Genomic DNA, 22,233 nt, shown 5'->3' with positions numbered 1-22,233 from the left:
GGTAGTCTCGCAGAGCGGGTGGCGCACCGGTCGCCCGGAAGCGGAGGGAGGTCGCCGTGTTCCTGCTCGACGGGATCATCGTTACGAGCGCCAGCGACCTCACCGAGGCGTCGAAGTGCGAGTTCGCCTTCCTCCGCACGCTCGACGTGAAGCTGGGCCGGCTCGAGAAGACCGAAGAGATCGACGATCCGATGTACGTGCGGTCGTCGCGCATGGGCGACGAGCACGAGCACCGCATCCTCGAGCGCTACCGCGAGCGATTCGGGAGCGGCGTCGCCGAGATCGAGCGTCCCGAGCAGCTGACGGCCGACGCCCTCGCCGACGCCGTCCGCCGCACGTCCGAGGCCTTCGAGCGCGGGGCGGAGGTCGTCTTCCAGGCGACCTTCTTCGACGGGTCGTTCGTCGGGTTCGCCGACTTCGTCGTGCGGCTGCCCGACGGCCGCTACCGCGTGCAAGACTCCAAGCTCGCCCGCAGCGCCCGCGTGACGGCGCTGCTGCAGCTCGCCGCCTACGCGGAACAGCTGCGACGGATGGGCGTGGATGTCGACGACACGGTCGAGCTGCTTCTCGGCGACGGGTCGGTGAGCGAGCACTCTCTGACCGACATCGAGCCGGTGTACCGCAAGCGGCGCGCCCGGCTGCTGACGATCGTCGCGGAGCACGCGGCCGATGCGGGGCCGGTCGCCTGGGGCGATCCGCGCTTCACCGTCGACGGGCGCTGCGAAACGTGCGACGCCGAGGTGCAGGCGTCCCGCGACGTGCTGCTGGTGGCGGGGATGCGCGTGACCCAGCGCGAGCACCTGCTCGCGGCGGGCATCGCGACCATCGACTCCCTCGCCGCCTCGACCGGGCCGGTCGACGGCATCCCCGATGGCACGCTCGACGGGCTGCGCGAGCAGGCACGCCTCCAGCTCCAGGCGGTGCCGGACGCCCCGCCGCCGGTGCGCGTCTTCAACGCGCCGGTGCTGGCGGTGCTGCCCCATCCCGATGCCGGCGACATCTTCTTCGACTTCGAGGGCGACCCGCTGTACACCGAGGGCGCAGGCGAGCGGTGGAACCTCGACTACCTGTTCGGCCTGGTCGACCAGGAGGAGCGGTTCACCGCGTTCTGGGCGCACGACTTCGCGGCGGAGCGTGTGGCGCTGGAGGCCTTCCTGGCGTTCGTCCGCGAACGCCGCGCCCAGTACCCCGGCATGCACATCTACCACTACGCGGCCTACGAGCAGACCCACCTGCTCGCCCTCGCCGCCCGGCACGGCGTCGGCGAAGAGGAGGTCGACGGCCTGCTGCGCGACAACGTGATGGTCGACCTGTACCCGCTGGTGCGCAAGGCGGTCCGCGTCGGGTCGCGGTCGTACTCGATCAAGAAGCTCGAGCCGCTCTACATGGGCGACGAGCTCCGCGAGAGCGACGTGACGACGGGCGCCGACTCGATCACCGAATACGCGAATGCACGAGATCTGATCGCGCTCGGCCGGCTGGAGGAGGCACAGCCGCTCCTCGACGACATCGGCGACTACAACCGCTACGACTGCGTCTCCACGCTGCGCCTGCGGGACTGGCTGATCGCCCGCGCGACCGAGAACGGCATCCCGATCGGCGCGGCGCCGATGGAGGAGACCGAGGCGTCGCCCGAGGCGTCGCCGCTGCGGGCGGGGCTGCTCGCCTTCGCCGGTGACCCGCTCGACCCGCATCGCGATGCGGATCGTCGAGCGATGGCCCTCGCCGCTGCGGCGATCGACTTCCACCGGCGCGAGCAGAAGAGCTTCTGGCAGTCGCACTTCTCGCGGCTGATCCAGCCGATCGAGGAGTGGGGCGAGACGCGCGACGTGCTCGTCGTGGAGAGCGCGACCGTGCTGCGCGACTGGTATCTCGACGAGGGACAGCGCGTCGAGCGGCGCGAACTGCTGCTCACCGGCGCCTGGGGTGCGGGGAGCGCCGTCCGCGTGAGCGAACGCACCGGGCCGTACCTGCTCTACGAGTACCCGGGGCCGTTCCGGCAGCCTCGGGCTCAGCCCGGAGCGCGGGCCGCCCGCACGGTGGCGGTGATCGACGCGCTCGACGACGGCTCGGTCGTCGTCCGCGAGACCCTTCCCCCCGAGGTCGCTCCGTACCGCGACCTGCCGAGCGCGCTCACCCCGGCGGCACCGCCGGACTCCCGGCGGCTCGGCGAGGCGATCCGCGAGTGGGGCACCGCCCTGCTGATCGCGCGCCATCACGAGACGTGGCCGGTGGATGCGACGATCGATCTGCTGCGGCGCACACCGCCGCGCACGCGATCGGGCGCGCTCGTTCCGGATCCGTCGGAGCGGGGCGACACCGGCGGTGGCGGTGACGGCACCGGGCGGATCGACGCGGTCGTGGCGAGCCTGCTCGATCTCGACCGGTCCTATCTGGCGGTTCAGGGCCCGCCGGGGACCGGCAAGTCCTACCTGGGCGCGCACGTCATCGCGCGGCTGGTGGCCGAGCACGGCTGGAAGGTCGGAGTGGTGGCGCAGTCCCATGCCGTCGTCGAGAATCTGCTCGACCGGGTGGTGGCGGCGGGCCTCGACCCCGATCAGGTCGGCAAGGTGCCGAGCGGCGGCTCCCGGCCGGAGCAGGCGGCCGCGGCGGGCGTGCCGGCCGCCGAGCCGGCCTCGGAGACGGAGACGGCCGCCGCTACGCAGACAGCCGCGGAGATGCCACCTCGCTTCACGCCTCTGGCGGCCAACGGTCATCTCGAGTTCGCGGGCGTCAATGAGCAGCGCGGATTCGTGCTCGGCGGCACCGCGTGGGACTTCGCGAACGCGGGACGTGTCCCGCGGGGCAGCCTCGACCTGATGGTGGTGGACGAGGCCGGGCAGTTCTCGCTGGCCTCCACGATCGCGGTCGGAGTCGCGGCGAAGAACCTCCTGCTGCTCGGCGATCCGCAGCAGCTGCCGCAGGTCAGCCAGGGGCGGCACCCCGAGCCGGTCGACGGCTCCGCGCTCGGCTGGGTGAGCGACGGCCACGACGTGCTGCCGGCGGAGTACGGGTACTTCCTCGCGGAGACGCGGCGCATGCATCCCGCTCTCGCCGCCGCCGTGTCCACTCTCTCGTACGAGGGCAGGCTCCGGGCGCACGAGGGCGCGTCCGACCGCGAGCTCGGCGGGGTCGCCCCGGGTGTGCATCCCGTGCCGGTGCTGCACGTGGGCAACTCGACCTCGTCGCCGGAGGAAGCCGAGACCGTCGTCGCCCTCGTCGACGACCTGCTCGGCCGCTCGTGGAGCGACCCGGATGCCGGACGCATCGACGACCCCCTCGCGGAGGACGACATCATCGTCGTGACGCCCTACAACGCCCAGCTCGCCGAGGTGCGGGCGCTGCTCGACGCGGCCGGGCACCGGGAGGTCCGGGTGGGGACGGTCGACAAGTTCCAGGGCCAGGAGGCCGCGGTCGCCATCGTCAGCCTGGCGGCCTCGTCCGCGGTGGATGTGCCGCGCGGTGTGTCGTTCCTCCTCATGAAGAACCGGCTGAACGTCGCCATCTCGCGGGCGAAGTGGGCGGCGTACCTCGTGCACTCGCCCGAACTCACGGAGTTCCTCCCGACCACTCCCGCCGGGGTGGGGGAGCTGAGCGCGTTCATCCGGCTGGTGGAGGGGGCAGAGCGCAGCGCGGCGCTGCCGGTCGGCTGAGGGAGCCGAGGGCGGTCCTGCCGCTGTGCGGCGCGTCCTGTTACGCTCATCCCGTGTCACCGGAGGAGCTGCAGACGCTCGCGCACCTGCGCCGGGCCAGGGACCTCATCGACCGCGACTATGCGAAGCCGCTCGACGTCCCGACCATGGCCGCCCGCGCCTTCATGTCGCCCGCGCACTTCTCCCGCCAGTTCCGCGCGGCGTACGGGGAGACGCCGTACAGCTACCTGATGACCCGGCGGATCGAGCGGGCGATGGCGCTGCTCCGCACCGGCATGTCGGTCACCGATGCGTGCATGGCGGTCGGCTGTACGTCGCTCGGCTCGTTCAGCTCGAAGTTCAGCGAGGTCGTCGGGATGACGCCGACCGACTACCGCGCACGGGAGCACGAGGCGGTCCGGGCGATGCCGGACTGCATCGCGAAGCAGCGCACCCGGCCGGTGCGCTCGAAGGCCTGACCGCCCGATTCCGTCCACAGACGGCGCGATCGGCCCGTTCTCCACCTGAGCAGTTTTGGAGAAGCACGCTCCGATCCCCGTTCCTAGAGTCGACTCATGACCGTTTCACTCCAGTACTCGCAGATCACCGTCCTCGACCCGGAGGAGTCGCTCGCGTTCTACCGCGACGCCCTCGGCCTCGACGTCATCCAGGACGTCACCTCCGGCGACCACCGCTGGGTCACCCTCGGGGTGGCCGGCGACGACGGCGCGGCCGTCGTGCTCAGCGACCCCCACGCAGGCCGCTCCCAGGCGGACGGCGACGCGCTCGCGCAGCTCGTCGTCAAGGGCTCCCTGAGCCCGACCGTGTTCCGCACCGACGACCTCGACACCGCCTTCGAGCGCGTGCGCGCTTCGGGAGCCGAGGTCCTCCAGGAGCCGATCGACCAGCCGTGGGGTCCTCGCGACTGCGCCTTCCGCGACCCGTCCGGCAACATGGTGCGCATCCTGCAGTCGACACCCGCGACGCAGAACGCCTGATCCGACCGCCGGTGTGCGCGGCCTCACGTCGCGCACACCGGCAGCGTCATGCACTACTGACCGACACCGGCACGAACTCGCGGACCGGCCGGGCGATGGTCGCAGCGCACGTGCTCAGCAGCGGCTCGGACAGCCGCTCGCCCACCTCCACGGTGAGGCGATCGTCGCCGTGCGCCAGCTCGACCGTCCAGCCGTGCGGGTGGGGATGCTCGGCCAGCGGCCGGAACGCCGCGATGCGGTCGTCTCCGGTCTCGGCGCGCGCGAACGCCTCCGCCGCCTGCGCGACCGTGCTCAGACAGGTGCGTCCGCGGAGGAGCTCCGGAACGACACGGCCCTCCGCGTGCCGCTCCACGACGCGGGAGGCGTCCTCCGCGCCGACCCGGCCGTAGAGGAGCCCCTCCGGGAACGCGATCATCGTCGCGGCGAAGCGGTCCCCACCGAGGTGGGAGCACTCCCAGGTCAGCTCGGGATGCTCGGCGGCCAGGGCCTCCACCACCGGCCGCCCGCGCACCGCGCAGCACTGGTCGTGCCGGGCGTGCGCGCACACCGCGTAGATCGGCGCTTCACTGGGTTCGCCGGCGCTCCCGTCGAGCGGAAGCGTCAGCAGCTCGGCGGGGTCGTCCACCGCGCCCCAGCGGATGCCCTCCCGCCCGGGGCGGCAGTCCACCAGCGCCCACCGCCACGACGTCTGGTCGCGACGCAGCGGCGCCCGCAGCCGGGTGCGCCGGATCGCGAGCGGACGGATGCCCGCCTCCTCGGCTCGCGCCACCACGCGCGCCCCGAGTGCAGGATCGAGGGCGGAGTCGAAGAACGCGTGCCGACCCCATCCGCTCTCGATCTCCACGAGCAGCCAGCGTTCGCCGAAGCCTGCGGTGCCGGCCAGCGGGTCGTCGCGCTGCAGGGCGCGATCGCTGCACGGCATCCACTCTCCGGCTCCGGCCGGCGCCCGCGCGGATTCGGCGCGGACGCCGTCTCCGGGAGCCCCGGAGCCGGCATCCGGCACGGAAGTGCGCGGCGGGAGACCGGTCACGTCGCTGTCGCGGTCCCGAAGTCGGCGGTCGCGCTCCGCTCGCCGTCGCTCGACACGCCCGCATCATCCGCCGGGTCGACGTCCGGGTAGGCGGCGTCCGCCCAGCCCGGCTGCGGCACCAGGATCCCCTCGCGCAGCAGCCGCCGCGCGACGACGACCGCGGAGCGCTCGTCGAGGGGCAGCTCACCGAGGGCGACCGGACGCCCGTCCAGCAGCCGCTCGACCGCCGCGCGGGCGGCGATCGGCAGCGCCACCGTCTTGGTCGGGAGCCGCACGGTGACCGTCTCCACCTCCACCGTGACGTCCGGGACGAGTCCCTGGCGCGCGGCGACGACGCTGTCGACGGTCAGATCCGCGGCGGCGCCGATGGTCTCCAACGGGCGGACGGGAGCGGGCGGGGTGTCCGACCGCTGCCGACGGCGCAGGCGGCCCGCCACCGCGTCGGCGACCGCAGAACGCGAGGAGGGGTCGCTCAGCGCGGCGATCAGCGCCTCCACCGTCTCCTCGACGATCGGGGCGACCGCCTCGGGGTCCGCCGGGTCGAACCCGAGCGGGAGCGAACTGCGCAGTGCGGCGGCGTCGGCCGCGCGGGCGACGGCCTCGCGGACCACGTCGTGGCGCGTGTAGGCGGCGACGCCGATGGTCAGGTGCACAGAGACGCCCCCGAGGGCCTCCGCCGAGTGGATCCATCCGCGCGGCAGATACAGCGCGTCGCCGGGGCGGAAGGTCTCGTCGATCGCGGGCGCCTCCTCGGCGCGGGCGGCGACGGCGTCGCGGCGGTCGCTCCAGGGCTGATCGCGCAACGGGTCGACATGCACAGGCTCGTGGATGCGCCAGTGCTTCTCCCCGGCGATCTGCAGCACGAACACGTCGTGCACGTCGTAGTGCGGGTCGAAGCCGCGGGACGACGCCGGCGTGATGTACGCGTTGACCTGGGCGGGATGCCCGAGCTCGACGGCGAGGCGCCGGGCGAACTCCGCGATCGGCGGCCAGGTGCGGTGCAACCCTTGGAGCACCAGGGTCGCTCCGTCCGCGAACTCCGCCAGCACCTTCGCGGAGTCGAGCTGGTCGCCGACCTCCGCGCCGAAGCCGCCCGGGCCGGTGAACCGCGACGGCGGGAGGACGGCTCCCTCCTTCGCCATGCGGACGAACGGCGTGCGGATGGCGCGCGCCGAGACGAGTTCGTCGACGGCGTCGATGCTGAACAGGTCGGAGAAGTCGTCGGGGAGCGCGGCGGCGCGGGTGAACAGCGGCTTCCGGCCCCAGTGGTCGGCCGCGAACTCCGCGCGGTCGACCGGCACGCAACGCGAAAGCGCGGGCCGGTCGCCCGGCCCGCGCTCCTGGGTCGTCATCAAGCGGACCCGTCGGCTCCGCCGTCGTGGCCGCCGGGATTGGCTCCGCCGTCGGCGGGGCCTTCGCCCGCGGCCGAGCCGTCGGCTCCGCCGTCGTGGCCGCCGGGGTTCGCTCCGCCGTCGGCCGGGCCTTCGCCCGCGGCCGAGCCGTCGGCTCCGCCGTCGTGGCCGCCGGGATTCGCTCCGCCGTCCGCGGGGCCTTCGCCGCCGCCGACCGCGTCTGTGGTGATGTCGTCGTCGTTGATGTCGCTCATTCCGTCTCCACTCCGTCCGCGGGAACGCTGACGCCCCTCACCCTACGCGCGGCCCAGCGCCTCCGTAAGGGCGGTCCGGTGAACGGGCGGCGTCACATTTCGCAAGACGTTTTGACCGTCGTCCGCGGCTCGGGGGAGGCTCGGACGTGCCGCCACACCGTCCGTCGGCACACACCCCCCTTCACGAGAGAGAGGCGCAGCCATGTCCGACGCCACCCCGTCCACCCCCGCCCTTCCGGAGAAGCCGAAGCGCTCCCGCACCGGCCTGTTCGTCGGCATCGGCATCGCGGTCGTCGCCGTCATCGTTGCCGTCGTGCTGGTCGTCGTGAACCTCACGGGGTCGGGCGCCGCCACCGCGAAGAGCGTGACGGTGAAGATCGGCACGACCGAGGCGTCCTCGCCGTACTGGGCCGTCCTGAAGAAGGAGGCGGCCAAGGAGGGCATCGACATCCAGACCGTCAACTTCCGCGACTACACGCAGGCGAACCCGGCGCTCGCCGACGGCCAGCTCGACCTCAACCTGTTCCAGCACCTGCAGTTCCTCGCCAACTACGACGTGCAGGCGAAGCAGAACCTGGTGCCGATCGGTTCGACCCTCGTCGTCCCGCTCCCGCTGTACTCGACCAAGCACACCAGCCTCGAGAGCATCCCCCAGGGCGGGAAGATCGCCATCCCGAACGACCCGACCAACCAGGCGCGCGCTCTGCTGGTGCTGCAGAAGGCCGGACTGCTGAAGCTCAACGACGGCGGAAGCACCCTGGCCACGCCCGCCGACATCGACGCCGCCGCCTCCAAGGTCACGGTCATCCCGGTGGACGCGGCCCAGACCGCACCGGCGCTCAGCTCGGCCGACGGCGCCATCATCAACAACAACTACGCCCTGACCGCCGGCATCGACCCGAAGTCGGCGCTGTTCCAGGACGACCCGAAGTCGGAGACCGCCGAGCCGTACATCAACGCCTTCGTCGCCCGTGAGAAGGACAAGGACAACCCGACGTACCTGAAGATCGCGAAGCTGTACCACACGAAGGCCGTGACGGACGCGGTGCTCGCCGAGTCGAAGAACACCGCCGTCATCGTCGATCGCCCCCAGTCCGACCTGATCGGCATCCTCGACGGCCTCAAGAAGACCATCGAGGCGGCCAAGTAGTGGGGGACCGCGACAGCGCGTCGCCGATCATCGAGTTCCGCGGCGTCACCAAGAGCTTCGGCTCCGGTGACGCCGCGGTTCCGGCCGTCGACCGGCTCGACCTGACGATCGCGCGCGGCGAGATCTTCGGGATCATCGGCTACTCGGGTGCGGGCAAGAGCACGCTGGTGCGGCTCATCAACGCCCTGGAGCATCCCACCGCCGGGTCCGTGATCGTGGACGGCCGGGATCTCACGCAGCTGAAGGAACGGGAGCTGCGCGGCGTGCGCGCGGGGATCGGCATGATCTTCCAGCAGTTCAACCTGTTCCGCTCGCGCACGGTGTTCGGGAACGTCGCCTACCCGCTCAAGGTCGCGGGGTGGCCGGCGGACAAGCGCAAGCAGCGCGTCGCCGAGTTGCTCGCCTTCGTCGGGCTCACCGACAAGGCGTGGAGCTACCCCGATCAGCTCTCCGGCGGGCAGAAGCAGCGCGTCGGGATCGCCCGAGCGCTGGCGACGAACCCCGACATCCTGCTCGCGGACGAGGCCACCAGCGCGCTCGACCCGGAGACCACGTCGGACGTTCTCGCCCTGCTCGCGCGCGTCAACCGCGAGCTCGGCGTCACCATCGTCGTCATCACGCACGAGATGGAGGTGGTGCGCTCGATCGCGGACCGCGTCGCCGTGCTCGACGCCGGCCGGGTGATCGAGCAGGGCACGGTGTTCGAGGTCTTCTCCGACCCGCAGACGCCGACGGCGCGGCGGTTCGTCGGCACGGTCCTGCGCAACCAGCCGGGGGAGGCGGACATCGAGCGTCTCCGCGGCAAGCACGCCGGGCGGATCGTCTCGGCGCGCATCCACGACGACGGCCGTCTCGGGTCGGTGCTGTCGGACGCGGTGGGCCGCCACAACGTCCGTTTCGAGATCGTCTACGGCGGCATCTCGGCGCTGCAGGGCCGGTCGTTCGGCAGCCTCACGCTGGAGCTCCTCGGCGAGCCCGGCGATGTGGATGCGCTGATCGCCGAGCTCCGCGCGGTGACCGAGGTCGAGGAGGTGGCGGCATGACCGACTGGTCGACCCTGTGGCCGGTGTACCTGGAGTCCATCGGCCAGACGCTGTGGATGGTCGTCGCCACGCTCGTGCTCGGCGGCATCCTCGGCCTCGCGCTCGGCGTCCTGCTCTACACGACGCGGCGCGGCGGACTGCTCGAGAACCGTGCGCTCTTCACGGTGCTCAATGTGGTCGTCAACTTCATCCGGCCCATCCCGTTCATCATCTTCATGACCGCGATCGCACCGCTGACGCAGTTCGTGCTCGGCACGTTCCTCGGCACGCCCGCCGCGATCTTCCCGATGACGATCGCAGCGACCTTCGGGATCTCGCGGATCGTGGAGCAGAACCTCGTCACCATCGAGCCGGGCGTGATCGAGGCCGCAAGAGCGATGGGGTCGAGCCCGTGGCGGATCATCACGACCCTGCTGATCCCCGAGGCGCTCGGCCCGCTCATCCTCGGCTACACCTTCATCTTCGTCGCCATCGTCGACCTGTCCGCCATCGCCGGCAGCATCGGCGGAGGCGGCCTCGGCGATTTCGCGATCTCGTACGGGTACCAGCGCTACAACTGGGCCGTGACGTGGATCGCGGTGATCACGATCGTCGTGCTGGTGCAGGCCGCGCAGTTCCTCGGGAACTGGCTGGCGCGCAAGGCGCTCCGCCGCTGAGCGATCCGTGGGTCGCGACACGCCGTTGCCGCGCCGTCGAGACGGCGTGTTGCGACCCAGGGATGCGGACGACGGTCAGGGGCCGGTGTAGCGGCCGACCGGCCGCAGGCGCAGCGGGCGCTGCGCGTACTCGTCGATGGCGTGCACGATCCAGCCGACCGTGCGGGCCGTGGCGAAGACCACCTCGCCCGCGTCGTCGCGCATCCCCAGGGCGAGGGTGGCGGCACCGAGAGCGAGGTCGACGTTGGGATGCGCGCCGGTGCGCTCGCGCACGACGTCGCAGACCGCCCGCACGGCGGCCGTGACGGCGGCATGCCGGGGGTCGTCGGCGATCATCCCGAGCAGGATGCGCGCCCGGGGGTCGCCGTCGGGGTAGAGCGGCTGGCCGAACCCAGGGACGGGTCCGTGCGTTGTGACGACGGCGTCGGCCACGGCGCGGGCCGGGTCCTCGCCGGAGACGACGCGCTCCAGCAGACGGTGGGCCGCGCGACTGGCGTTCCCGTGGAGGGGCGAGTCGAGCGCTCCCAGTCCGGCGACGACGACGCCGTAGGGGGTGGCGCGCGCGGAGGCGGCCGCGCGGGCGGCGAGGGTCGAGACGGCGATGTCGTGGTCGAGCAGCAGCACGAGGGCGGCGTTGAGCAGGGCGACGTCGGCCGCCGGCGCCGCGGAGGCGCGCGGGGCGAGCCGGGCGAACAGGCGGGAGGGGAGATCGGGGTCGGCGTCGGCGTGCGTGGGCAGCACCTCGACCATCCCGGCCACCAGGCGCTCGGCGGCCGAGGCCACCACGACCGGGTCGAGGGAGGCGCGCAGCGGGTCGGCGGCCGCGAAGGCGCTCACGGCGACGAGCTGGCGGTCCCGGTCTCCCGCCGCGGCCGGGAGGGCGACGGCGACGGCCCGGGCTGCGTCGAGGCCCGCGCCCGCCGCGAAGCGAGCCGTCGCATCCCAGGCTCCGGTGAGGGCCCAGTGCGCGACCGTCTCGAACGGTTCCGCGGCGAGCTGGTCGACGGGACGGCCGCGGTAGCGCAACTCGCCGTCCTCGATGGAGGCGAAGTCCGTCTCGATGACCATCAGCGGGCGGCCCTCCGAGCGGTCGGCGTCGGCCGGCGGTCGCCGCCGCCTGCTCGCGGCGAAGCGCTCGACCTCCAGCGGATCGAAGCTGGAGCCGTCGGCGGTGCGCTCGCGGCCGAGCCGCCCGCGCGCGACGTACGCGTACAGGGTCTCCAGCTTCACACCGAGCCGCTCGGCGGTCTGCTCGGCGGTGAGGCGGGGGAGGGCATCCATATTGATCCAATCAACATTGACGATGTGTTGCATCCACGTTCACACTACCGATATGGACAGGATGGACGACACCCTCATCGACGTTCCGCGCGGCCTCACGAACGTCGTGGCCGCGCGCACCGAGCTCGGCGACGTGCGCGGGCACGAAGGCTTCTACCACTACCGGCAGTACTCGGCGGTGGATCTCGCCCGGGAGCGGACCTTCGAGGAGGCGTGGCACCTCCTGCTGTTCGGCGCGCTGCCGACCGCCGACGAGCTGGCGGCGTTCCGCGCGCGGATCGCAGCGGCGCGATCGATTCCGCCCGCCGTGATCGAGCTGCTCCCGGCGATCGCGCGGCTGACCTCCGGCGGGGATGCGCTGGCCGGCCTCCGCATGGCGCTCACCGCTGTCGCGGCGGCCGACGGCGCCCGTCCGCTGTACGACGAGAGCGCGGATGCCCGGGTGGAGGACGCGATCCGGACCGCCGCGGTCACCCCCGTTCTGCTTGCACGGCTGCACGCGCTCGCCGACGGCCGTGAGCCGGCGCAGCCCCGCGACGATCTGGGCTACGTCGCCGGGTACCTCCACCTGGTGACCGGGCGCGTTCCGACGCAGCAGGAGGAGCGCGCGCTCAGCGCGTACATGACCGCGGCGATCGACCACGGGTTCAACGCCTCCACGTTCGCGGCGCGGGTGATCGCATCCACCGGGGCGGACCTCGCGTCGGCGGTGGGCGGGGCGCTCGGCGCTTTGTCCGGCCCCCTGCACGGCGGAGCGCCGAGCCGGGCCCTGGACACGCTGGACGAGATCGGCACGCCCGACCGGACGGACGAGTGGGTGCGCCGCACGCTCTCGCAGGGCGGCCGGGTGATGGGCTTCGGGCACGCGGTGTACCGGACGGAGGACCCGCGGTCGCGCATGCTCCGCGCGTTCGCCGAGGGGTTCGGCGGCCCGCGGGTCGACTTCGCCGTCCAGGTCGAGCGGCGCGTGCAGGAGCTCCTCGCCGAGCTGAAGCCGGGACGCGAGCTGCACACGAACGTGGAGTTCTACGCGGGCGTCGTGATGGAGCTGTGCGGCATCCCCCGGTCGATGTTCACGCCGACGTTCGCCGCGGCGCGCGTGGTGGGATGGACGGCCCACATCCTGGAGCAGGCGGCCGACGGGAAGATCCTGCGGCCGTCCTCGCGGTACGTCGGACCCGCGGCGCCGGAGCCGCTGCCGGCGCGGCAGGAGGCCGTGCGCTGAACCGGCGGTAGGGGGCCGGCGGCACCGCGCCGCCGGAACGGACGCGCTCGCGCGTCACTCGCGCGGCGAGTACACCGTCAACGCCGCCGGCCGCACCCGGAGGGTGATCCTCCGGGGCTCGCCGGGCGTCTCGGTGGACGCTTCGCCGTCGTGCGCGTAGCCGGGGTCGTCGCCCCGCGCCGCGATGGTGATCTCCTCGACGGTCCGCGCCTCCAGCGCAGGAGGGCCCTGCAGGAAGGGCATCCGGGCGACGAGGGCGTCCGTCCTGCCGCCGAAGGCGAGCGCGACGGCGCCGCGGGAGCGCGGCTTCCCGTCGGCGAAGAGGATGCGGACGTCGAGCAGGTGGTCGTCGAGCCGTCGCCGCTCGATCGGTGCGACGGCGACCGGGTAGTACCGGTCGACGCCCACGAACACGGACCAGACCGTGCGCGTCCGCCCGTCGATCTCGACCTCGAGGGGGTCGCCGCGGCGGACGACCCGGATGGCCGCGATGAGGGCGGCGATCGGCTTGCCCAGCCGCTTCTCGTGCTTCTCGCGCTCCTCGACGAACGCGGGATAGAGGCCGACGGAGGCCGTGTTCAGCACGGTGATCGTCTCGCCCGTGCCGAACGTCAGGTCCGCGACGTCGACCTCCCGGCCGGACCCGGCGGCGAGAGCCCGCAGCGTCGCATCCATGGAATCGAGCAGGGCGGCTTTCGCGAAGTGGTTGAACGTGCCCCCGGGAAAGACGAGGAGCGGCAGCCCGGCCGCTCGGGCGCGCTGGGCGACCGCCGCGACCGTTCCGTCGCCGCCGGAGACGCCGAGCACGGTCGGCGGGGTCTCCGCGGCGAGCCGCCGTTCGATGACGTCGCCGATGTCGTCGCCGTCGGCCAGCTCGTGGACCTCCGCCTGCGGAAGACGCTCCCGCAGCAGCGGACCGGGTTGCGGGCCGCCCATCCCGCGCCCGGAACCGGGATTCACCACGATGAACACGCCCTCCCCGGTCCCGGTCGCCGGGAGGTCGATCATCCGCGCGGTCGGTGGGTCGCGGCGCACGGCCGGCTTCACCGCGGGGGTGAGCAGCTTCACCCCGACCGCGGCCCCTGCGCCGATCGCGGCGCCTCCCACCACATCGGAGAGCCAGTGCGCACCGGTGTGCAGGCGCGAGTACCCGACCCCGGCAGCCAGCGGCGCGAGTGCCGCGCCGGCGGCCGGCCACTCCAGGGCGACGCCGGTCGCGAAGGCGGCGGCGCTCGCCGTGTGCCCCGACGGGAACGACGGCGAGGTGGGGGAACGCTCCAGCCGCCGGGCGAGCGGGATGGAGGTGAGCGCCGGCCGGTCGCCGCCGACCAGGCGCTTCCCCACCAGGTTGGCGACGAGGCTGGCGAGCCCGAGCGAGGCGAGCCCCCGCGCCGCCGCGCGCGGGCGGCCCAGGGCGACCAGCACGGACGCAGCGGCGAACCACAGCGTGCCGTGGTTGGCCGCGCGGGTGAGCCCGCGCCAGAACCCGTCCGACACCGCCCCCGTCGTGCGCGCGTTGATGCGCGAGGCGACTCTCGCATCCCAGCGCTTCACGCGGGCGGGGAGCGAGAGGCGCCGGTGAGGGCGGCGCGACGGGCGGGACCGGGGGCGTCGACGGGATGCTGCCATACCGCCAACGTACGCCGAGACCGCGTGGCGGAGCGCCCGACGGGCGGTAGGATCGACGGCGTGAGCACGCACGTCATCTCCCAGCCCAACGAGCACCAGCAGGACGTCGTCGGCAGCGACGAGCACGGAACGCTCGTCCGCAGCCTCAGCACGACCCTGCCGCCCGCGCTCGGCAACCTCCTCGCCACGATCGTGGTGCTGGCGTCGCTGGTCATCGGCATCTGGAGCCTCGTGGCCACCTGGTCGGGCAACGCCGAGGACTTCCTGCCCTTCTTCCAGGTCTCGGTTGCCGCCACCGTCGTGTCGCTCAACGCGCTGTACGCCCGCCGCACCTTCAGCTACGTCATCACGCTGATCGGCGCGATCCTGTGGCTCTGGGTGTCGGTGACGCCGTTCGCGCCCTTCTTCCAGGTGCTGCTCCAGGCGATCACCGTGGTGATCATGCTCGCCGGTGTCGTGTTCTCGACCGCCGCGGTGCGCCTCAGCAAGCAGCCTCGCTTCTGAGCGCGGACCCGCGGCGCGGCACGGACCCGACAAGCACCGACCCGACCGCGCCGGCGGATCCTTCCGCACCACCCGCCGAGACCCTGTCGCGGCGGCGGCACTTCGTCGACCTGTCGCCGCTCCGCGAGTCGCCTGCCTTCGCCCGGCTGTGGGCCGGCGGCGCGATCTCCGGCATCGGCTCGCAGATGACCATCGTCGCGGTCGGCCTGCACATCTACGACCTCACGCACTCGACCCTCGCGGTGTCGCTGGTCGCCCTGTTCGCCCTGGTCCCGATGATCGTCTTCGGCCTGTACGGCGGTGTGCTCGCCGACGCCTTCGACCGGCGCACGGTCGCGCTGGTGACCGCCGTCGTCGCCTGGTCGTCGACCGCGGTGCTCGCGCTGCTGGCCTGGATGCACATCCCGGTCGTCTGGCCGCTCTACGTCATCACGACGATCAACGCCGTCGCCGGGGTCATGATCGGGGCGACCCGTCAGGCGATCACTCCGCGCCTGCTGCCGGTGAGCCTCCTTCCGGCCGCCAGCGCGCTCGGCGGCATCAGCATGGGCGTGATGGTGACCGTCGGCCCGGCGCTGGCCGGACTCCTGGTCGCGACGGTCGGCATCCCCTGGACCTACACGGTGGATGCGCTGCTCTTCACGGCGGCGTTCCTCGGCATCTTCACCCTCCCATCCATCGTGCCCGAGGGGGAGCGGAAGGGCGCAGGTCTGTCCTCGGTGCTGGAGGGCCTGCGGTTCCTGCGCACCGCGCCCAACCTCAGCATGACGTTCGTGCTGGACGTCATCGCCATGACGTTCGGCCAGCCGCGGGCGCTGTTCCCGGCGGTGGGCGCGCTGCTCATCGGCGGCGGACCGATCACGGTGGGCATCCTGACGGCCGCCGGCGCGGTCGGCACGCTGCTCTCCAGCGTCTTCTCCGGCCGGCTCGGCGGCGTGCGCTGGCAGGGCCGCGCGGTCGAACGGGCGATCGTCGTGTACGGCGCCAGCATCCTCGGCTTCGGCATCGTGCTCGCGGTGGTCGCTCTCACCGGGACCGCGGGCGGCGGAGCCTCCCTCGTGCAGGCGAACCTGCCGGCGCTGATCGCCGCGACCGTGCTGCTCGCCGCATCCGGGGCCGCCGACAACGTCAGCTCGATCTTCCGCATGACGATCCTGCAGGCCTCTGCTCCCGATGCGATGCGCGGCCGGCTGCAGGGCGTCTTCACCGTCGTCGTCACCGGCGGACCGCGGCTCGGCGACCTCTACATCGGTGTCCTCGCCCTGACCGGAGCGCTGTGGTTCCCTCCGCTGCTGGGCGGCCTGCTGATCGTCGTCCTGGTCGCCACGATCGCGCGCATCCAGGGCTCGTTCCGCCGCTACGACGCGCTCGCCCCGACGCCCTGAGACGGCCTCGGCGCGCCGGCTTCGGCCGCGGGCTCAGCTCTCCCGCACCACCTGGTCCGGCCGCTTGTCCGGCCGGAGGCCACGCCACGACGGCTGCCGCAGCCGCCCGGGCCCCGTCCACTCGGCGAACTCGACCTCTCCGACGTACTCCGGCCGCACCCAGTGCGCTCCGCGCGCATCGGCGGACGGTACGCCCTCGAGGGGCGGCGTCTTGCGCTCGTGCGCCCCGAGCTTGGCGGCCAGATCGTCCAGCACCCGGTCGGTGAAGCCCGTCCCCACCTTGCCCACGTAGCGCAGGGTGTCGCCGTCGGGGATGCCGAGCAGCAGCGCGCCGATGGTGTCCGCCCGCCTGCCGTTGCCGGGCGTCCACCCGCCGATGACGACCTCCTGCGTGAGGTGGTGCTTGATCTTGATCCAGGAGCGCGACCGGCGGCCGGTCGCGTACGTGCTGTCCCGCCGCTTCGCCATCACCCCTTCCAGCCCGAGCTCGCGACTGGAGGCGATGGCGTGGTCGAGGTCGCCGTCGAACGCCGGAGGCACCTGCACGGCGTCGCTGCGGCCCGGCCGCAGCACCTCGGTCAGGAGCGCGCGGCGCTCGTCGTAGCTGTCGCGCGTGTGCTTCCGGCCGTCCACCTCCAGCACGTCGAACACCATGTAGTGCGCCGGGGCCCGTTTGAGCGCGGCCTGCACGTCGCCGGGACGGGTCAGCCCCATCCTGGTCTGCAGCAGCCCGAAATCGGGCCGGCCCTTCGGATTCAGGGTGACGATCTCGCCGTCCAACACGAGATCGTGATCGCCGGCGAGGTCGACGAGCCCGGCGAGGTCGGGATACGTGGAGGTGACGTCGTTGCCGTTGCGGGTGGTGAGCCGCAGCCGGCCGCCACGCACCTCGGCGATGGCCCGGATGCCGTCCCACTTCATCTCGAAGGCCCACTCGTCCTCGTCGGTCACGTCGGCCGGCGAGCCGAGGGTCGCCAGCATCGGGGACACCGGGTCGCCCGTGATGGCCGGACCGGGGTCGCGATGCGTCCGGTGGTCGTCGTGCCCCTCCGTCTTCATCAGGTGGATGAGCCAGTTCTTCTCGTCGCCGCCCTGCGCCGTCCGGATGAGTGCGAACCTCCTCGGCTCGCCGCCGAGGCCGCCGTCCGGCTGGCCGTGCAGCGTGGCGATCACCTCGTCGTCGCGCCACTTCTCCAGCTTGTAGTCCCCGTGGTCCCAGATGTCGACGTGCCCCGCGCCGTACTCGCCGTGCGGGATGTCGCCGGCGAATCCGCCGTACTCGAGCGGGTGGTCCTCGGTGTGCACCGCAAGATGGTTCTGCTTCGTGTCCGTCGGCGGGCCCTTGGGGAGCGCCCAGCTGACGAGCACGCCGTCGTTCTCCAGCCGGAAGTCCCAGTGCAGCCGGCGGGCGTGGTGCTCCTGGATGACGAACGACCGCCCCTCCCGGGCGGCTGGCCGTTCGCCGGGCACCGGCTCCGGCGTCTTCGTCGCATCCCGCATCGACCGGTAGGTGGACAGCCGATCGGGCTCCGACACGTGACCGCCGTGGCCGGACGCGCCGTCCCCGGCGGAGAGGTCGGCCAGCGGGTCGCCGCGGCGCTTCAGCCGCTGCAGGACCTCGCGGTAGTCCAGGTGCTCGAGCTTCTTGGAGGCCAGCTCGCGCCAGGTGCGGGGCGCAGCGACCGTCGGATGGAAGCGGCCGCGCAGCGAGTACGGCGCGATCGTCGTCTTCGCACCGTTGTTCTGGCTCCAGTCGACCAGCACCTTCCCGGCGCGCAGCGACTTCTTCATGTCGCTGACGACGAGGTCGGGATGGTCCGCTTCGAGCGCGCGGGCGAGCTCGTGCGCGACGGCGCTGATCTGCTCGCTGGTCTGGGAGCCGTCGAGCGCGGCGTACAGGTGGATGCCCTTCGAGCCGGAGGTCACGGGGAAGGGGTCGAGTCCCATGTCGGTGAGGATGGCGCGCGCCAGCCTGGCAACATCGGCGCAGTCGACCAGGGTGACGCCCTCACCGGGGTCGAGGTCGAGCACCAGACGGTCCGGATTCCTCCGTTCGCCGCCGCGCCCCACCCGCCACTGCGGGACATGGATCTCGAGGGACGCGATCTGCGCCAGCCAGATCAGGGTCGCCCGGTCGTTCACCAGCGGGTAGGTGTTCGTGCTCGTCTTGTGCGTGATGGAGGCCTGGCGCACCCAGTCCGGTGTGGAGGCGGGGTCGAGGTTCTTCTGGAAGAACACCTCGCCGGGATCGTCCGGCGTCCCGACGCCGTGCACCCAGCGCTTGCGTGTCGCGATCCGGTCGCGCACGTGCGGGATCATCACGTCGGCGACGGCGTTGTAGTAGCCGAAGATGTCGGCCTTCGTCGTCCCGGTCTCCGGGTACATGACCTTGTCGAGGTTGGTCAGCTTGAGGCGGTGGCCGTCGATCTCGACGACCTCGGTGTCCTGCGCGGCCATGCCCTCACCGTACGCCCGGCACGGCCGTCGCGGATGCGTTCCGGCGCATTCCCTGATCATGGCTTGAAAATGCGCCTTTTGCCGGACACGATGGGCACATGAGGGCCATATGGACGGGCGCGATCACCTTCGGTCTGGTCAACGTTCCGGTGAAGGTATACAGCGCGACCGAGGATCACGACGTCCCGCTGCACCAGGTGCACGACGCCGACGGCGGCCGTATCCGCTACCAGCGGCGCTGCGAGATCGACGGGAAGGTCATCCCGTACGAGCACATCGTCAAGGCGTACGACGACGGTGAGCGCACGGTCATCCTGACGGCGGAGGACATGGCCTCGCTGCCCTCCGAGCGCAGCCGCGAGATCGACGTGGTGGAGTTCGTGCCCAACGACCAGCTCGACCCGCTGATGTTCGACCGCAGCTACTATCTGGAGCCCGACTCCAAGTCGCTCAAGGCATACGCGCTCCTGCGGAAGACGTTGGAGGACGAGGAGCGCACGGCGATCGTCGAGTTCGCCCTGCGCCAGAAGACCCGGCTCGGCGCGCTGCGTGTGCGCGGCAACGTGCTCGTCCTGCAGGCGCTGCTCTGGCACGACGAGATCCGGGCGGCCGAGTTCCCGTCGCTGGATCAGACGCCGCGCATCTCCGACCGCGAGCTGCAGCTCTCGAGCGCCCTGATGGAGAGCTTCGCCGGCGACTTCGAGCCCGAGAAGTTCAGCGACGAATACCAGGACGAGCTGCGCAAGCTCATCGACGCGAAGCTGGAGCAGGGTGAGAGCGTCGACACGGCCGCCACCTTCGGCGAGGAGGAGGAGAAGAAGGGCGGAGGCGAGGTCATCGACCTGATGGAAGCCCTCCAGCGCAGCGTCGACCGCAGCCGCTCCTCGAAGTCCACCGCGGCCAAGAAGCCCGCGGAGAAGAAGCCGGCCGAGAAGAAGCCGGCAGCTCGGAAGACCCCGGCGAAGAAGTCTGCGAAGAAGCCCGCGTGACGCGGCTGAAGCGCAGCAACCCGTCCGGCCCCGGCTACCACCGGAGGATGACCGACTCGGGACCGGTGTACGAGGACGAAGCGGGCAACACGATCGTCGATGAGCGCGAGCTGGAGCGCATCCGGTCGCTCGTACTGCCTCCGGCCTGGCAGGACGTGTGGATCTCGCCCGACGCCCGTGGGCACATCCAGGCCGTGGGGACCGACCAGGCCGGCCGCCGCCAGTACCGCTATCACGACTCCTGGAGGCTGCACCAGGACCGCGTCAAGTTCGAGCGGGCCGCGCTGCTGGCGGAGACGCTGCCGTCGGCCCGCCGTAAGGTGACCATGGACTTGCGGGAGGAAGGGTTCGGCCGCGACCGCATCCTCGCGGCGGCCTTCCGCATCATCGACCTGGGCAGCGTCAGGATCGGCAGCGAGGAGTACCTGCACGCCAACGGGAGCCGCGGTCTCACGACCCTGCTCTGCCGCCATGCGCGCATCGAGGACGACGACATCACCCTCACGTTCCCGGCGAAGTCGGCACAGAAGTGGACGAGCACCATCACCGACGCCGACCTGGCCGAGCTGCTGCGGCAGGTCCAGGCGCTCCGCGGCCAGCGGTCCCGGCTGCTGTCCTGGAAGGACGGCACCTGGCACTCCATCCGCCCGGCGTCCCTCAACGAGTACATCCGGCGGCAGACCCGCGGCGAGTTCACCGCGAAGGACTTCCGCACACTGCACGGCACGATCGTCGCGGCGGAGGCGCTCGCCGAGCTGGGCGTCGCCGGGTCGGACTCGCAGCGGAAGAAACGGATCAGCGCCGCCGTGAACGAGGCGGCGGCCGCGCTCGGCAACACCCCGGCGATCGCGCGCAACAGCTACATCGATCCGCGCATCTTCGACCGCTACCGCAGCGGAGAGGTCATCGACACCTCCGGGGGCCGCACCCCGGAGCCCGCCCTCCTCGACCTCCTCTCCACCAGCTGACGAACCGACATCTCCTGAGTTTTCCGCCCGACACGCCGTCGCGGAGGCGAAAAACTCAGGAGCTGCGGGTGTGGGTCAGTGGTCGGTGGAGGCGGAGAGCGGCGAGGCGATCTCCTCCAGCGACTTGCCCTCGGCCTTCACGCCCAGGAACAGTTCTACGAGGCCGGCCGCGATCATCAGCCCCGCGCCGATGTAGTACCCGATCACGACCGAGTGGATGCCGCCCTCGATCAGGGTGCCGAACAGGATCGGGCCGATGATGCCGCCGATGCCGGTGCCGACCGCGTAGAAGAATGCGATCGCCATGGCCCGGGTCTCCATCGGGAAGATCTCGCTGACGGTCAGGTACGCCGCGCTGGCGCCGGCCGAGGCGAAGAAGAACACGACCATCCAGCACACGGTGAGCCAGAAGGCGTCCAGCGCTCCCGCGTCGAACAGGATGGCCGTCCCGACCAGCAGGATGCCGCTGCCCACGTACGACAGGGTGATCATGAACTTCCGCCCGACGGTGTCGAAGAGGTGACCAAGCAGGAACGGTCCAAGGAAGTTGCCGATCGCGATCGGGACGAGCGCCCACGGGGCGACGTCGTCCGGCACGTTCAGCAGCTTGGTGAGCACCAGCGAGTAGGTGAAGAACACCGCGTTGTACAGGAACGCCTGCCCGATGAACAGCGAGAGCCCGAGCACGAACCGCTTCGGGTACTGCGTGATCGCGACGCGCACGATCTCGCCGAATCCGGTGGACCGGCGCTGGTGGATCTCGATCTCGCGGTCGCGGGGAACGGTCTCGAGCGTCTGGCGGGTGTCCTTCTCGACGCCCTCCTCGATCTCGTCGACGAGCTCCTCGGCCTCCTCGTCGCGGCCGTGGATGAACATCCACCGCGGCGACTCGGGCACGTTGCGGCGGACCAGCAGGATGATGAGGCCGAGCACCGCGCCGAGCCCGAACGCGATGCGCCAGCCGATGTTCGGGGCGAAGATGTCCGTGTTCAGCAGGAAGACCGTCAGCACCGCTCCGAAGGCGGTCCCGAGCCAGTAGGACCCGTTGATCGCCAGATCGACCAGGCCGCGGCGGCGTGCCGGGATCAGCTCGTCGATCGCGGAGTTGATCGCCGCGTACTCGCCCCCGATGCCCGCGCCCGTGAAGAAGCGGAACAGGAAGAACATCCAGGGCGTGACGGCGAACGCCGTGAGCACGGTCGCCACCAGGTAGAGCCCCAGCGTGATGATGAACAGCTTCTTCCGGCCGAACCGGTCGGTGAGATAGCCGAACACCAGGGAGCCCGTACAGGCGCCCGCGACGTAGATGGCCGCGGCGAGCCCGACCTGCGCCGTGGTGAGTCCGAGACCGCTGTCCGGTTCGGTGAGGCGGCTTCCGATGGCGCCGACGATGGTGACCTCGAGGCCGTCCAGGATCCACACGGTCCCGAGTCCGACGACGACGAGCCAGTGGAAGCGGGACCAGGGGAGGCGGTCCATGCGAGCGGGGATGGCTGTGCGGATCGTCTTCAGCGACGCCGCGTTCGTCTGCGATGTGTGAGCTGTCACCCGGGGGACAGTACGAGTGCTGTGCGTCTCCCGGCAGAGCCTTGACAAATCGACCGCGACTTGTTTGTGCCGTCCGGTAGCTCACTCGAAGTCTCCGTGTCAACCCCTTGTTGGGGCAGGGGGTGCCTTGTT

The 22,233-nt window shown here is 71.7% G+C and carries 18 protein-coding genes; 11 read left to right on the top strand and 7 right to left on the bottom strand.

The annotated features are described in order from the left end of the window. The first annotated feature begins 56 nt into the window (after positions 1-56). The 3 genes from BJ963_RS07180 (at position 57) to BJ963_RS07170 (ending at position 4,630) form a co-directional block, all read left to right on the top strand. Complete coding sequence (locus tag BJ963_RS07180) at positions 57-3,653, top strand: TM0106 family RecB-like putative nuclease (protein WP_179455567.1); 3,597 nt, start codon at positions 57-59, stop codon at positions 3,651-3,653. A gap of 53 nt (positions 3,654-3,706) precedes the next feature. Then, the gene (locus BJ963_RS07175) at positions 3,707-4,111 is read left to right on the top strand and encodes a helix-turn-helix transcriptional regulator (RefSeq protein WP_089909891.1); all 405 of its coding nucleotides are present in this window, start codon (positions 3,707-3,709) and stop codon (positions 4,109-4,111) included. Between the two features lie 96 nt (positions 4,112-4,207). Beyond that, entirely contained in the window at positions 4,208-4,630 is a 423-nt protein-coding gene (locus BJ963_RS07170; protein WP_179455565.1) for a VOC family protein, read from the top strand. 46 nt (positions 4,631-4,676) lie between these two features. On the opposite strand, the gene BJ963_RS07165 is transcribed toward BJ963_RS07170, so the two are convergent. From BJ963_RS07165 to BJ963_RS07155, 3 genes are read right to left on the bottom strand one after another with little or no spacing between them, the layout of a single operon-like run. Then, positions 4,677-5,660, bottom strand: coding sequence for a ferredoxin family protein (locus BJ963_RS07165; protein WP_343037237.1), 984 nt, complete (start codon positions 5,658-5,660; stop codon positions 4,677-4,679). Then, on the bottom strand, positions 5,657-7,012 hold the full coding sequence (locus BJ963_RS07160; RefSeq protein ID WP_179455563.1) for a cupin domain-containing protein: 1,356 nt from the start codon (positions 7,010-7,012) through the stop codon (positions 5,657-5,659). The genes BJ963_RS07165 and BJ963_RS07160 overlap by 4 nt, the downstream gene beginning before the upstream one ends. Continuing rightward, the gene (locus BJ963_RS07155) at positions 7,012-7,266 is read right to left on the bottom strand and encodes a BatC protein (RefSeq protein WP_089909900.1); all 255 of its coding nucleotides are present in this window, start codon (positions 7,264-7,266) and stop codon (positions 7,012-7,014) included. Before BJ963_RS07155 ends, BJ963_RS07160 begins: the two co-directional genes overlap by 1 nt. A gap of 202 nt (positions 7,267-7,468) precedes the next feature. Between BJ963_RS07155 and BJ963_RS07150 the strand changes: the two genes are divergently transcribed. From BJ963_RS07150 to BJ963_RS07140, 3 genes are read left to right on the top strand one after another with little or no spacing between them, the layout of a single operon-like run. Beyond that, positions 7,469-8,416, top strand: coding sequence for a MetQ/NlpA family ABC transporter substrate-binding protein (locus tag BJ963_RS07150; RefSeq protein WP_179455561.1), 948 nt, complete (start codon positions 7,469-7,471; stop codon positions 8,414-8,416). Then, complete coding sequence (locus BJ963_RS07145; RefSeq protein WP_179455559.1) at positions 8,416-9,459, top strand: ATP-binding cassette domain-containing protein; 1,044 nt, start codon at positions 8,416-8,418, stop codon at positions 9,457-9,459. Before BJ963_RS07150 ends, BJ963_RS07145 begins: the two co-directional genes overlap by 1 nt. Continuing rightward, on the top strand, positions 9,456-10,115 hold the full coding sequence (locus BJ963_RS07140; protein ID WP_089909910.1) for a methionine ABC transporter permease: 660 nt from the start codon (positions 9,456-9,458) through the stop codon (positions 10,113-10,115). Before BJ963_RS07145 ends, BJ963_RS07140 begins: the two co-directional genes overlap by 4 nt. Before the next feature lie 75 nt (positions 10,116-10,190). Here the strand turns inward: BJ963_RS07140 and BJ963_RS07135 are convergent, their stop codons facing one another. Continuing rightward, positions 10,191-11,396, bottom strand: coding sequence for a citrate synthase (locus tag BJ963_RS07135; protein ID WP_179455556.1), 1,206 nt, complete (start codon positions 11,394-11,396; stop codon positions 10,191-10,193). A 52-nt stretch (positions 11,397-11,448) separates the two neighbouring features. Between BJ963_RS07135 and BJ963_RS07130 the strand changes: the two genes are divergently transcribed. Then, positions 11,449-12,621, top strand: coding sequence for a citrate synthase (locus BJ963_RS07130; protein ID WP_179455554.1), 1,173 nt, complete (start codon positions 11,449-11,451; stop codon positions 12,619-12,621). A 54-nt stretch (positions 12,622-12,675) separates the two neighbouring features. Here the strand turns inward: BJ963_RS07130 and BJ963_RS07125 are convergent, their stop codons facing one another. After that, complete coding sequence (locus tag BJ963_RS07125) at positions 12,676-14,250, bottom strand: bifunctional phosphatase PAP2/diacylglycerol kinase family protein (RefSeq protein WP_246298005.1); 1,575 nt, start codon at positions 14,248-14,250, stop codon at positions 12,676-12,678. A 60-nt stretch (positions 14,251-14,310) separates the two neighbouring features. On the opposite strand from BJ963_RS07125, the gene BJ963_RS07120 reads away from it, so the two are divergent. Continuing rightward, positions 14,311-14,754 (top strand): nitrogenase-stabilizing/protective NifW family protein, encoded by a 444-nt coding sequence (locus tag BJ963_RS07120; protein ID WP_179455552.1) that lies wholly within the window; start codon positions 14,311-14,313, stop codon positions 14,752-14,754. A gap of 83 nt (positions 14,755-14,837) precedes the next feature. Then, the gene (locus BJ963_RS07115) at positions 14,838-16,139 is read left to right on the top strand and encodes an MFS transporter (protein WP_172824299.1); all 1,302 of its coding nucleotides are present in this window, start codon (positions 14,838-14,840) and stop codon (positions 16,137-16,139) included. Between the two features lie 33 nt (positions 16,140-16,172). Here BJ963_RS07115 and BJ963_RS07110 read toward each other — a convergent pair whose 3' ends face one another. Next, the gene (locus BJ963_RS07110) at positions 16,173-18,596 is read right to left on the bottom strand and encodes an ATP-dependent DNA ligase (protein WP_179455550.1); all 2,424 of its coding nucleotides are present in this window, start codon (positions 18,594-18,596) and stop codon (positions 16,173-16,175) included. Positions 18,597-18,694: 98 nt separating this feature from the next. Between BJ963_RS07110 and ku the strand changes: the two genes are divergently transcribed. Next, entirely contained in the window at positions 18,695-19,585 is an 891-nt protein-coding gene (gene ku / locus BJ963_RS07105) for a non-homologous end joining protein Ku (RefSeq protein ID WP_179455548.1), read from the top strand. Then, entirely contained in the window at positions 19,582-20,553 is a 972-nt protein-coding gene (locus BJ963_RS07100; protein WP_089909928.1) for a DNA topoisomerase IB, read from the top strand. Before ku ends, BJ963_RS07100 begins: the two co-directional genes overlap by 4 nt. Positions 20,554-20,628: 75 nt before the next feature. Here the strand turns inward: BJ963_RS07100 and BJ963_RS07095 are convergent, their stop codons facing one another. After that, positions 20,629-22,032, bottom strand: coding sequence for an MFS transporter (locus tag BJ963_RS07095; RefSeq protein WP_179458058.1), 1,404 nt, complete (start codon positions 22,030-22,032; stop codon positions 20,629-20,631). Positions 22,033-22,233: the final 201 nt, after the last annotated feature.

Origin of the sequence: Leifsonia soli, assembly GCF_013408745.1 — a bacterium.
Taxonomy (GTDB): Bacteria; Actinomycetota; Actinomycetes; order Actinomycetales; family Microbacteriaceae; genus Leifsonia; species Leifsonia soli.
This window is presented reverse-complemented; position numbering and strand designations above follow the sequence as displayed.

Bases quoted from the DNA above. Each gene is read 5' to 3' on its own strand.
- BJ963_RS07095 (WP_179458058.1), bottom strand. From the start codon at position 22,032: ATGGACCGCCTCCCCTGGTCCCGCTTCCACTGGCTCGTCGTCGTCGGA.
- BJ963_RS07170 (WP_179455565.1), top strand. From the start codon at position 4,208: ATGACCGTTTCACTCCAGTACTCGCAGATCACCGTCCTCGACCCGGAG.
- BJ963_RS07130 (WP_179455554.1), top strand. From the start codon at position 11,449: ATGGACAGGATGGACGACACCCTCATCGACGTTCCGCGCGGCCTCACG.
- BJ963_RS07160 (WP_179455563.1), bottom strand. From the start codon at position 7,012: ATGACGACCCAGGAGCGCGGGCCGGGCGACCGGCCCGCGCTTTCGCGT.
- BJ963_RS07150 (WP_179455561.1), top strand. From the start codon at position 7,469: ATGTCCGACGCCACCCCGTCCACCCCCGCCCTTCCGGAGAAGCCGAAG.
- BJ963_RS07155 (WP_089909900.1), bottom strand. From the start codon at position 7,266: ATGAGCGACATCAACGACGACGACATCACCACAGACGCGGTCGGCGGC.
- ku (WP_179455548.1), top strand. From the start codon at position 18,695: ATGAGGGCCATATGGACGGGCGCGATCACCTTCGGTCTGGTCAACGTT.
- BJ963_RS07140 (WP_089909910.1), top strand. From the start codon at position 9,456: ATGACCGACTGGTCGACCCTGTGGCCGGTGTACCTGGAGTCCATCGGC.
- BJ963_RS07125 (WP_246298005.1), bottom strand. From the start codon at position 14,250: ATGGCAGCATCCCGTCGACGCCCCCGGTCCCGCCCGTCGCGCCGCCCT.
- BJ963_RS07110 (WP_179455550.1), bottom strand. From the start codon at position 18,596: ATGGCCGCGCAGGACACCGAGGTCGTCGAGATCGACGGCCACCGCCTC.
- BJ963_RS07135 (WP_179455556.1), bottom strand. From the start codon at position 11,396: ATGGATGCCCTCCCCCGCCTCACCGCCGAGCAGACCGCCGAGCGGCTC.